The sequence below is a fragment of the Acinetobacter populi genome, from assembly GCF_002174125.1.
Classification (GTDB): domain Bacteria; phylum Pseudomonadota; class Gammaproteobacteria; order Pseudomonadales; family Moraxellaceae; genus Acinetobacter; species Acinetobacter populi.
In genome coordinates, this window is the sequence record NZ_NEXX01000002.1 from 77,348 (window position 1) to 89,494 (window position 12,147).

At 38.2% G+C, this 12,147-nt stretch carries 9 protein-coding genes and 4 pseudogenes; 7 read left to right on the top strand and 6 right to left on the bottom strand.

Going from position 1 to position 12,147, the window contains the following annotated elements; genetic code table 11:
* Nucleotides 1-2: 2 nt before the first annotated feature.
* The 3 genes from CAP51_RS06550 to CAP51_RS06560 are packed head-to-tail and all read right to left on the bottom strand — an operon-like array spanning nucleotide 3 to nucleotide 2,996.
* Nucleotides 3-1,022 carry a transketolase family protein gene (locus tag CAP51_RS06550; protein WP_087619970.1) on the bottom strand — a complete coding sequence of 340 codons (1,020 nt, stop codon included), beginning with the start codon at nucleotides 1,020-1,022 and terminating at the stop codon, nucleotides 3-5.
* Nucleotides 1,023-1,907, bottom strand: coding sequence for a transketolase (locus CAP51_RS06555; protein ID WP_213062678.1), 885 nt, complete (start codon nucleotides 1,905-1,907; stop codon nucleotides 1,023-1,025).
* Nucleotides 1,908-2,996, bottom strand: a complete 1,089-nt coding sequence (locus tag CAP51_RS06560) for a glycerol dehydrogenase (protein WP_087619971.1) — start codon at nucleotides 2,994-2,996, stop codon at nucleotides 1,908-1,910.
* Between the two features lie 191 nt (nucleotides 2,997-3,187).
* Between CAP51_RS06560 and CAP51_RS06565 the strand changes: the two genes are divergently transcribed.
* Nucleotides 3,188-4,639 (top strand): NAD-dependent succinate-semialdehyde dehydrogenase, encoded by a 1,452-nt coding sequence (locus CAP51_RS06565; RefSeq protein ID WP_087619972.1) that lies wholly within the window; start codon nucleotides 3,188-3,190, stop codon nucleotides 4,637-4,639.
* A 151-nt stretch (nucleotides 4,640-4,790) separates the two neighbouring features.
* Here the strand turns inward: CAP51_RS06565 and zigA are convergent, their stop codons facing one another.
* Both zigA and CAP51_RS06575 read right to left on the bottom strand, forming a co-directional pair.
* A complete protein-coding gene (zigA, locus tag CAP51_RS06570) occupies nucleotides 4,791-6,002 on the bottom strand; it encodes a zinc metallochaperone GTPase ZigA (protein WP_087619973.1) in 1,212 nt (403 codons plus the stop codon).
* A 155-nt stretch (nucleotides 6,003-6,157) separates the two neighbouring features.
* Nucleotides 6,158-6,886: a D-Ala-D-Ala carboxypeptidase family metallohydrolase gene (locus CAP51_RS06575; protein WP_087619974.1), complete on the bottom strand. Its 729-nt coding sequence runs from the start codon at nucleotides 6,884-6,886 to the stop codon at nucleotides 6,158-6,160.
* 305 nt (nucleotides 6,887-7,191) lie between these two features.
* On the opposite strand from CAP51_RS06575, the gene fur reads away from it, so the two are divergent.
* Both fur and CAP51_RS06585 read left to right on the top strand, forming a co-directional pair.
* Entirely contained in the window at nucleotides 7,192-7,608 is a 417-nt protein-coding gene (gene fur / locus CAP51_RS06580; RefSeq protein ID WP_087619975.1) for a ferric iron uptake transcriptional regulator, read from the top strand.
* Nucleotides 7,609-7,879: 271 nt separating this feature from the next.
* Nucleotides 7,880-9,145, top strand: a pseudogene (locus CAP51_RS06585) (tyrosine-type recombinase/integrase).
* 367 nt (nucleotides 9,146-9,512) lie between these two features.
* Here the strand turns inward: CAP51_RS06585 and CAP51_RS06590 are convergent.
* A pseudogene (locus CAP51_RS06590) lies at nucleotides 9,513-9,692 on the bottom strand (hypothetical protein); the annotation flags it as partial.
* Nucleotides 9,693-9,963: 271 nt separating this feature from the next.
* Between CAP51_RS06590 and CAP51_RS06595 the strand changes: the two are divergent.
* The 4 genes and pseudogenes from CAP51_RS06595 (at nucleotide 9,964) to CAP51_RS06610 (ending at nucleotide 11,900) form a co-directional block, all read left to right on the top strand.
* On the top strand, nucleotides 9,964-10,662 hold the full coding sequence (locus CAP51_RS06595) for a DUF1826 domain-containing protein (RefSeq protein ID WP_087619976.1): 699 nt from the start codon (nucleotides 9,964-9,966) through the stop codon (nucleotides 10,660-10,662).
* Between the two features lie 73 nt (nucleotides 10,663-10,735).
* Nucleotides 10,736-11,073 (top strand): annotated as a pseudogene (locus CAP51_RS17450) (tyrosine-type recombinase/integrase); the annotation flags it as partial.
* Nucleotides 11,074-11,133: 60 nt separating this feature from the next.
* Entirely contained in the window at nucleotides 11,134-11,295 is a 162-nt protein-coding gene (locus CAP51_RS06605; RefSeq protein ID WP_087619977.1) for a YhfG family protein, read from the top strand.
* Between the two features lie 7 nt (nucleotides 11,296-11,302).
* Nucleotides 11,303-11,900: pseudogene (locus CAP51_RS06610) on the top strand (putative adenosine monophosphate-protein transferase Fic).
* Nucleotides 11,901-12,147 lie beyond the last annotated feature (247 nt).

A 12,147-nucleotide genomic window follows, 5' to 3' on the forward strand; every position in this document is an offset into this window, starting at 1 on the left:
TGTCATGATTGATTGAGAAATTCCAAAGCGACGTCCTTGATCCCCTCACTATCCAGACGATAGTGATGGTAAAGATGAGTCGGTGGTGCAATCAGGCTATATTCATCATAAATTCCATGGCGTTTTAATTTTCCTGCATAGCCATGTTCACTAATGACTTCGGCAACCGCAGCACCCAGTCCACCTAAAACATTATGTTCCTCTACCGTCATCATGCGACTAGACGCAGCGGCTGCCTGTAAAATTGCCTCGGCATCAATCGGCTTAATCGAGGCCATATTGATCACACCAACAGAAAGTCCCTGCTGTTGTAACAATTTTGCTGCTGCCAAAGATTCATAGACTGTCATGCCGCAGGCAATAATATTTAGATCACTGCCTAGTTGATGAATTTTGGCCTTACCAAACTCAAATTCAGGTTCAGATTCATAAACGACAGGATCACGCCCACGACCAATCCGGAAATAAATCGGCTTGTCATAGTGTGCTGATGCTTTAATCGCAGCTTTTAACTCATTGCCATCAGCAGGTGAAATTACGGCCAGATCGGCAATCGAACGCATGGTTCCAATATCTTCGGTTGCATGATGTGATGTACCATAGAATCCCAGAGAGATACCCGTATGATGACCAATCAAACGAACTGGCAAAGCTGAATAAGCAATATCCATACGAATCTGTTCACAACACAGTAATCCAAGAAACGATGCAAAAGTTGCGACAAAAGGCATCACGCCAGAAGTTGCCATACCTGCCGCGGCAGAAACCATATTCTGTTCGGAAATACCAAAAGCAATATAACGCTCCGGATAAGCAGCCGAAAAACGGTTCAAGCCATTGGAATATTGTAAATCTGCCGAACCGGCAACTACCGGATACCCCTGTTCAACCAGTTCAATCAGAGCATCAGATAAATAATCCAGACCTGGATTTTTGGCATTGAGTTCACGATACTGCCAAGACTGGGGTGATAACTGATGTGGCTGTTGAGGCGACAATTGTGATGTTGATTGGCTACTCATTTAAATCTCCTTATTCTCTATTTCCTGTAATGCCTTTTCTGCATCTTCCGGCGACAAATAGCCCAAATGCCAGCCCGGTTCGATTTCCATGTAAGAAACACCTTTCCCTTTTAAGGTATTGGCAATAATACATACTGGCGTTTTTCGGTTTTGGTCTGCTTTTACTTGTCTGAGTAATGTGGTCAATTGTTGAATATTATGTCCATCCACCACATGTGTTTCCCAGCCAAAAGCCTGCCACTTGTCTGCCAGAGGTTCAATATTGATCACATCATTAACTTTGCCATCCAGCTGATAACCATTGCGATCCACAATAGCAATCAAACGATTTAACTGGTGATGTGAAGCACTTAATGCTGCTTCCCAAACCTGCCCTTCCTGCATTTCACCATCGCCCATTAATACAAATACCTCATGCGCAATACCGGTATAGCGTTGTGCCAGTGTCATACCAACACCTGCGGATAAAGCATGACCAATTGAGCCAGAAGAAAAATCAATTCCTGGGACTTTCTTCATATCAGGGTGGTCGCCCAACGGACTACCTAAGCGGGTATAATCCTCCAACCATGCTTTTGGAAAGAAATCCAGCTCTGCCAGAATCGGGAATTGCCCTACTGCCGCATGCCCTTTACCCATGAGAAAACGATCTCTTTCAGGCCATTTAGGCTCCCCGACCTTAATATTCATCACGTCATAATATAAAGCGGCAAAAATTTCGGCACATGAAAAGACCGAGGAGTAATGTCCAGTCTTGGCAATTTCAATTAAACGAATGGTTTCCTTGCGAATAAATTTCGCCTTCTCTTTTAAAAATGCAATTTCTTGTGCTGTGGGTTGATATTGCATCTGCTCAGTGTTCCTTACTTGTGCTTGCGAGATCATTTATCTCTCCTGTCTATCCAAATTTTCAATGTGCTGCATGGCAGCAACCAAATCCTGTTGTGTCAGTACACTGGAAAAATTTTTACAATGTGGTGCAGCCAGTGTTAAATCTGCAATGGTGTGCAATGTAGCTGTATCAATCTGGGTTAATCCCAATTGTTTTAAAGCAACCGGTAATCCAATTTTTTTATAGAAAATAATAAGTTGATCAAGTTCTTCGTGTTGCTGATCAAGATATAGCTGTACCAGTAAACCATAGGCAACCTGTAAGCCATGCATTTGCCGTGATGTTTCCGGTATGGCAGTTAATCCACGGGTCATGGCATGGGCAATGGATAAACCACCACTTTCAAAAGCCAGTCCACTCATCAAAATACTGGCTTCCAGAATCATTTCCAGCGCATCACTGGATTTTCCTGTTCCGGCAATTGCTAACGCGGCCTGTGCATGTTGCTGAATCTGCTCAAAGCAGGCATCACCTATTGCAACAGCGGTTATTGACGAACGGGTGGCAAACATATTCTTGCCTTGACTTTGCAAACAGGCTCGCGCCTCAAATTTTTTGGAAATTGCATCGCCAATTCCGGCAAGTAAAAACTTTTTCGGTGCTTTGGAAATAATTTGGCTATCAACAATCACTGCCCAGGGACTAAAGTCCAGATGCCCGACATAATCCATTTGATGATGGTCGGTATACACCACATAGTTCTTCGAGGTGGGTGCATCATTTGATGCCACAGTCGGGATGGTAATAAAAGGTAGATTGAACTGGTGTGCGAGTGCCTTACCTGCATCAATCGACAGTCCCCCACCAGCAGCCAGCACTATATCAGGAATATTCGGTCTGACCTGATCAAACATATGCTGCAAATGCGTGCTAGTAATCGCTTGATCAAAAACCACAAAATCAATGGCTAAATTTTTTTGTTTGGCTTGTGCCTGTAGCGTCGGCTGAATCAGATCTAAAACAAAGGCGTCTGTCACCACACAAATGTTTTGGTGATTGGGATTAAGCCAGTTCAGCGCTTCATTTAATACGCCCCATCCTTGTATATAACGCATCGGCGAACCAAAGACCAATCTCTCCATATCGTTTATCTTCCCTAACAATGATATTTAATATAAGATATATCATATATTACATGATAAATTCATTTTGCAAATAGATTGTTTGAAAATTTCATGCAATTAACATTTAAGAATATGATTTATCAGTAATTTTAATTCAATGATCAGCACGGATCAGATACTATCAGTCATCATCACAGGAATAGATAAATATGGACATAAATTCTTTCGCCTTATTCAAACAAGCGGCCTATATCAACGGAAAATGGATTGATTCAGCTTCACAACAAACCATTGAAGTCATTAATCCGGCCACATCTGAAGTACTAGGTCATATCCCTGCATTAACTGTCTCACAAATTGAAGAGAGCATTGATGTCGCCCATCAGGCTTACCAAACATGGAAACAAAGTGCCGTCAAATATCGTGTCGAACTACTCAAAAAATGGTTTGCCCTGATCCTTGAACATAAACAGGAACTGGCCACGATCATGACACTGGAACAAGGAAAACCATTAAAAGAAGCAGAAGGCGAAATCACTTATGCTGCAAGTTTTATTGAATGGTTTGCCGAAGAAGGTCGCCGCATGTATGGTGATACCATTCCATCACCGAGCACCGATAAACGCTTGCTGACGATTCGGCAACCTGTCGGTGTTTGTGTGGCAATTACACCCTGGAATTTTCCGGCAGCCATGATTACCCGAAAAGTGGCACCAGCACTTGCTGCGGGTTGCAGCATTATTGTTAAACCTGCACAGGAAACACCATTTACTGCACTAGCCTTTGCAGAACTTGCACATCAGGCTGGTATTCCACCCGGCGTATTAAATATCATTACCGGATATGCACAGGATATTGTGCCACCATTAACCCAAAGTCCCATTGTACAAAAATTAAGTTTTACTGGTTCAACTCCTGTTGGGGCGTTGTTAATGCAAAAATGTGCACCGACAATTAAGAAACTTTCCTTAGAATTAGGAGGTAATGCTCCCTTAATCGTATTTGATGATGCTGACCTTGATGTAGCAGTTCAGGGCACTATTGATAGTAAATTTAGAAATGCAGGACAAACCTGTGTCTGTAGTAACCGAATTTTTGTACATAGCAGCCTGTATGATCAATTTATCGAAAAACTTAAAATAAAAGTGGCCGCATTAAAAGTCGGAAATGGACTGGAACCGGATACCGATATTGGTCCGCTGATTAATCAAAAAGCTGTTCTTAAAGTGCAAAAGCATGTTCAGGATGCAATTTCACAAGGTGGCGAACTAGTTCTTGGCGGTGAGGTTTCACCTTTAGGCGAGCGTTTTTTCCAGCCCACCATTCTTAAACATGCCAATGATGCCATGCTATGCTTTAATGAAGAAACCTTTGCTCCACTTGCCCCAATTTTCAAATTTGAGGATGAAGATGATGTGATTGAACGAGCCAACAATACCGAATTTGGTCTGGCGGCATATATTTTTACCAAGAACGTCAATCGATTGTTTAAAGTCTCAGAAGCGCTGCAATACGGTATGGTCGGTATCAATACTGGTTTAATTTCGACCACCGAAGCACCCTTTGGTGGTGTAAAGGCCTCCGGATTGGGGCGTGAAGGCTCTAGATATGGACTGGAAGAATATACAGAAATCAAATATCTATGTGTTGGAAATCTTTAACTGCATGAAATAAATATTTTTATTTTAGGTACTAAAGTAATTACTTTTAAAAATTAAAGCCTCTGTTTAAGTTAATTAGGCAGAGGGTATACAAAATACCCTCTTTGATAAAATCAGCACAATCAGTATAAAAGTCCCTAAAAAAACAGTCTTATACCCAGTTTGGGAATGGATTATAAAATTCTTGCCATGCCTCGGGACCCATTGCCATTTCAGTATCGGTTAATAAACATGCATCAAACTGGGCTGTTAATCCCAATTGATCCATGTCCATGCCAATCATCACGATTTCTTGGCGTGCATCACCTGTTCGTGGATCCCAATTTTTTTCGATGGCTGCAACACTTTGGGAATCCTGTGGCCAATGCTCCTGTGGAACAGCAGCCCACCAATGTCCTGCAACACCATGACGTGCCATTGCACCAGCCTGTGACCAAGAACCTGCAAGCGTAGGATCAGATGCTAGCCAAAAGAAACCTTTGGAACGGACTACACCTTGCCATTCGGAATTTACAAAATCATAGAAACGCTGGGGATGAAAAGGCCGTCTGGCACGATAAACAAAACTACTGATTCCATATTCTTCAGTTTCTGGAATATGTTCTCCTCTTAATTCTTTCAACCAACCCGGTGCCTGTGCTGCTGCATTAAAATCAAATAACTGGGTATTTAGGACTTTATCCAAATCGACTTTACCAAATTCAGCAATTTCAATTTTTGCCCGTAGATTTAAAGAATGAAGAATGGCAAATAAACGTTCTTTTTCATCTGCATTAATTAAATCCACTTTATTAAGTATAATCACATCACAAAACTCAATCTGATCAATCAGCAAATCGACCACTGTACGCTCATCTTGTTCGCCTAAAGATTCACCTCGTTGCTGTAAGGAATCATAAGAGCTGTAATCCCTTAAAAAGTTATAGGCATCTACCACAGTTACCATAGTATCCAGACGAGCAAACTCATTCAGAGAAAGTCCCTGTTCATCTTCAAAAGTAAAGGTTTCGGCAACAGGCAATGGTTCCGAAATCCCGGTTGATTCAATCACCAGTTGGTCAAAACGATGTTCCTGCGCTAAACGACGCACCTCAACCAGTAAATCCTCACGTAAAGTACAGCAAATACAACCATTACTCATTTCTACCAGTTTTTCATCTGTCCGCGAAAGTTCTGCACCACCCTCACGTACCAAAGCTGCATCAATATTGACTTCTGACATGTCATTGACAATCACGGCAATACGACGCCCTTCCCGGTTATTCAGGATATGATTAAGTAAAGTGGTTTTTCCTGCACCTAAAAATCCTGATAATACAGTCACGGGAAGTTTGGATGGCATGGCTAAGGAATTAGTATCCATTGGCTTGATCTCACTAAGTTAAGGCATTGATAGAAATTTTATCTCGCAGCTTTAAGCTGTTTGATGGGGAAAACACCGTGACCTGTAGGTGCTATCCCATTGATGAATATATTTTTCTGGAAGAAGTTGCATTACCATGATTCATACGCCTTCTTTTAATTTGAAACCAGAGATGTGATACATGGAGAAGATGCACTGTGATGATCCGGTCCCCATGTACGAAACCCCAAGCTATCAATATGAATCTGTCCTGAAGCATAAACCCCTAGCCCCATATTCAAGGCTTGACCATATTCTTCCCAGAATTTACATAACTTGATTTTGCTTTGATCAATCTTGATGAAGTCTTCTGGTTGTGGATTTTCTGGTCCAATACGGAAATCTAGCGCAGCATTAAACACATGACGGGAAGAATCTGCTCCGCCTGCACACCGATTTAAATTAAAATTCCGATACACTGATGTGACAGTAAAATCATCCAGAATCTTGTCATCGACCAGTCTTTTTAGAATTTGTAAGGTTGGAATAATATTTAACCAGACTTCCTGTGGCGGAACTTCAAACGCTGGGGCATAACATTTTTGCCAATCCCGCGCACTACGCAACAAGTCATGATCGGGGACTATTTCATTCAGATCATATTTTTTTAGAAAATTTTTATAATCATTTACCTGTTGTTTATGATCTAATTGATTGAGCCATGTCTGATAATCATCAGGAATGGGTTGAATTACTAATGCGGGTATTATTTTCTCTAGTGTATCGCTAATTTTCTGCTGTATCACTTTTGTCCGTGAAAAGTTTACTATTTGATTCTGCCGTGTTACTGAATTGCTACATGCAGAAAGCAGGATCAACACAGATAAATAAGGAAATAATTCCATTTCTATATCACTTTAGCCTTTATAAGATTCGAGTTGGACTAAACCAGAATCCTCATAGAAAGATTTGAAAAACAGTATTGTTATGTTATAACATAACAATACTGTTGAAAAGCCTATTTCAAAGAAATATCCCTGTTTTGTTGAGTAAAAGTTTTATTTGAACAAGTGCTTTTTAAATTATTCAGGGAAATATTATGCTGAACTATAGAAATTTATTGTTTTTCTAAGCTTTATATACAGTAAATTTGACACAAACATTTCAACCTAAATTCATATCAATATTTTGGCAAGTAAAAGAGAGCAAAATGGCAGTTACCCATCAAGATTTGCGCAGAGCTGGACTGAAAGTCACATTACCACGCATCAAAATTTTAGAAATACTGGAACATTCGGAAAAACGTCATTTAAGCGCCGAAGATATCTATAAAATTTTGTTAGAACAGGGAGAAGATGTTGGATTAGCTACAGTTTATCGTGTTCTCACACAATTTGAGCTGGCCGGAATTGTCCAACGACATAATTTTGATAGTCACCATGCTGTATTTGAAATAATGCAGGACAGCTCCCATGATCATTTAATCTGTCAACATAGCCATCAAGTGATAGAATTTAAAGATAAAGAAATTGAAGATAGAATCCAAGAAATTGCAAAACAGCATAATTTTGTTTTAAAGGGTCATTCTCTGATCCTATATGGTTATTGTGAGAATATTCCAAACTAAATAACCTTACTGATCAAATAGAATTAAGACTCAAAATACGATCTTTATTCAATTTTTAGACATAAAAAAAACCTGTTATATTTCAACAGGTTTTCTTGAATCTTGGCAGAGGATCAATCCGCAAAAGTAACATCCGATATAGTCCAGAAATATATTACAAACCATTTAATATCATATAGTTAATATGAATAGTTTTCCGATAGCATCTTGTATTATTTAACTAAAACTGCTACTTTAAGTGGGTTATTATGTGGGACAAAAATCACCTCTTATGCCTAAGAAAGCAAAAGAACTCTCTGCAATGAGTGTAGCAAAACTTAAGGAAAATGGTAGACATGCGGTTGGCGGTGTTGATGGCTTACATTTACGTATTGTTAATAATTCCCGTGCATGGGTATTACGTGTTGTAGTCGGACAACGAGCAAACGATTATGGTGAATTAAAAAATCATCGTCGTGATATTGGTCTAGGTTCTTATCCGGAAGTTTCACTTGCAGAAGCGCGAGAAAAAGCCCGTGAACTAAAAAAATAAATTCGTGATGGCATTGATCCATTACATGAAAAACAACAACGATTAAATCAACTGCGCATTCAAAAACAACGAGAAAAAACCTTTCAGGAATGTGCTCAAATTGTCTTTGCAAATAAAGCTCGTGAACTCAGCAATGCAAAACATGCAACCCAGTGGGCCTCAACAATTGAAACTTACGTGTTTCCAACATTAGGCAATCGTATTATTGGAACCATCACCAAAGCTGATATTGCCTCTGTACTAGAACCAATATGGATTGAAAAAAATGAAACGGCTAAACGTATTCGAGGACGTTTGGAAAACATTTTTGATTATGCAAAAGCGATGGAATATGTCTCTGGAGATAATCCTGCTGCATGGAAAGGAAATCTTGAACCTATCCTTGGCAAACTCAAACGTGAAGTGAAATCACTTCCCTCCCTCCCCTATACTGATATCTCAAAATTCATGCAGCATCTACAAACTAAAGGCGGTATTGCTGCAAAAGCACTAGAATTTGCAATTCTGACCGCTTGCCGTTCTGGTGAAATCTTCGGAGCAACATGGGATGAGATCAATTTTGAATCAAAAGTCTGGACAATTCCAAAGGAACGTATGAAAGCTGGGAAAGAGCATCAAGTACCTTTATCTGATCAAGCCTTAAAGCTCTTAAAATCTGTAGAAATCAATAAAGGCCTTGGTGAACATATTTTTATTGCTCCTCGAGGTGGTATGTTATCTGATATGGCAATTACCTCATTGATTAGACGCATGCACGCTGAACAACTTGAAAAAGATGGTACTGGTTATATTGACCCTAAACAACACCGTGTTATCACGACACATGGTTTTCGTTCAACCTTCCGTGACTGGTCAGCCGATAAGACTGATTACCCTAGAGAAGTCTGTGAACATGTACTAGCCCATAAACTTCCTGACGATGTCGAGGCTGCTTATTTACGAGGTGCTTATCTTGAAAAAAGGAAAAGTTTAATGGCTGATTGGGCAAAATTCTGTTTTAGCTAAGTTGAAATTTTAAGTATAAGTACAACAAAGAGAACGTCAGATGATCAAACAGAATTGGGAAATTTTCTCATCAAAATTTGAAAATAAAGAGGAAACTTTTGAATGGTAATCTTAAAATTACCCACCATTGATATCAAGACTGTAAATAAAACTGTGTATTTTCGTACCTACTTATTTATTAAATGGGTACGAAAGTTATGAATCAAGAATTAGCGGCTGTTGATGCTGAAATCTAAAAAAGGAAACGTCGCACCTATAGTGATGTGTACTAGCTCAAACCTTATCTGCACGATTACAATCCTTTTATACTTTTAAGCTAAAGAGAAGGATTTGAAAAACTCCAGAATCCTTCTTTAACTCTGTCAATTTAGAAGTTATAAACCAGCATGAGATTTAATAACTTATTCCATTTACCATCATCACCTTCGGCAAGTGAGCTACTTGTCCCACCAACAAAAGGATCATTCTTACTCATCACATATTCGGTATAAAACGAAACATTCTTGTAGTCCCAGGCCACACCCACAATGTTGCGCTGTGAATCATCGGTAATCCCCCCTAAAAATAAAAGGATCTACAAGTAAAATCTTCTGCTTTATTCTTTACATCATCAGAATACATAGAGGTATTGCTGTCATATACAGACGTTTTTACCTAGAATAAAACTAAAATCATGAATTTTTACAAAATTTGATAGCTTAGTAATGTGTGTTCACCGGAGGATTACCTTTGATTATTTTAGTTATGTCAGTTTATTGATTATTTTGCTCTGAATTTTTTTATTTTAAACTTCTCAGATGAGGATATCGATCTCGAATATGAAAAATATACTATCGGCCAACAATCAAATTGAAATGGTTTCTACTTTTTCGGAACTTGTAAATTTCAATTTTCAAGGAGATAAGAATGCTATTTGCTGGTACAGAAACTTGGTTGGCGATTTTAAAGAGATTGTGGCTAAACTTAAGTTAAATGAGAATATTACAGAAGTTTCCGTTGAGGATCTTTTAGCCCTGCAACTTTCAGAAAAAGGTAACCTAGCAAGGAAAATTATCCTAGAGGATCTACAGCTATTAACTGATGTCGGAGCCACTCCCTCTCTTAATTTAATTAAAAGTTATGAACGTGATAAAGAACTAGATTTTATTTCAACAGATGTATATTCATATCATATTGATCGCTCACCCATAGAAACAGATACTTTTTTATGTACTTATTATGGCGCTGCGAGTGATATCCTGCCTAATGCTCAGGTTGAGCAAAAAATTTTAATTCCAGAAATTAGGGAAAAACTCAAAAAATTACATGACGGCCCAGAAGCTGAATTTGAAAATTTTCTAGAAGACTATTTTTTTGATTTACATTATCAGCCTAAACCTAATGCAAAACCTGTAAATTTAGGTTTAGGAAATCTTTGGCGCTTGGCGGTGGATCATCCAACACAACAAGTCTTACCCTGTGTTCACAGAGCACCTGCTGAAAAGAATAGTGAATATAGACTGCTATTGATTTGTTAAATATTTATTCGATTTATAGCGGTTAAAGCTCATAATCAATGTAATTTATATTTTAGGAATAAGTTTGGGTTCTTATATTTTCATAGCTCCTCATGGTGATATGTTATCTGATATGTCAATTACCTCACTCATCAGACATATGCACGCAGAGCAACTTGAAAAAAATAATGCAGGATTATAGACCCTAAACAAAATCGTATCATCACCTCACATGGATTCCGATCAACATTCCGTGACTGGTCAGCCGATAAGACCGAATATTCTAGAGAAGTCTGTGAGCATGTACTTGCCCATAAACTTCCTGACGATGTCGAGGCTGCTTATTTATGTGGGGCTTATCTTGAAAGAAGGAAAGCATTGATGGCTGATTGGGCAAAATTCTGTACTGGCGAAATTACACTTTATTTATAGTTTCTAGATTTCTATGCTAAAATTTCCCTATACAAAATAGCCTTTATTTGAGTAGACACAATGTTAAATACTTTTGAAAAAAAGAAACAATACATTCAACAAACCCGTTTAAAAAACTATCAAGCAAGTTTGGTACTTGAAGGCTTTCAGGTATCCTCTGTTAATCAACCACTCACCAAAGCACAATTGCTAAAAAAATATCAACAAACCAATAAAGGCTAAAAAAATCGTGGATAAATATAGTGCTTCTGGCGACCAACTATACTGTTATCCTAACTCTAATATCCTCAAAAAATAAGTTAAATATTAAGAACCAAGAGTTACTATCCCAAGCTGAAAAAGACTTTTCGGAACTTGCTATTTCCCAAATTGAGTATACCGACCCACCTTATGATTTGAATTATCTAAAATCTATTCATTATCAACTATTTTCAGATGTATATGTCTGGGCTGGTGAGCTTAGACAAGTAGATATTTCAAAGGGTGATACTCGCTTCTGTACTTTTTCCCGGATTGAAATTGAAGCCAATAAAATTTTTAAAAATCTTGAGCAACAAAACTATTTTCAACAGTTAGATCAACAAGAATTTACTCAAAAAATTTCTGATCTATATTGTGAACTTAATATTATCCATCCCTTTAGAGAAGGCAATGGACGCACTCAACGTATATTTTTTGAACACCTCCTTGCCTTCTGTGGTTATGGTATTGACTGGTCAAAAGTACCCAATCAAGAGGTTTGGATTGAAGCCAACATTGCTGGCTATTTCTGCGATTTAAATAATTTAGTTAAAATATTTGAAGTTTGCATTATTACTCACGAGTAAACTTTTCCTTATCTTAATCTGTACTCCCAACAGCTAGACTGAATTTGCGCCACTATTTAAGATGGAATCTTTTTATAAAATAGTTAGTTAATAAATTATTTATAAATCGTGGCAAACAATATCTAAATGAATCAAACCTCTTACTTATTAAGACAATTCTAGTAGAGCAAAAAATTAAGGCTAAAGGGACTAAAGTTTATAATGGATTTATTATGTATATCACAAACTTATGATATAAATGATTTAT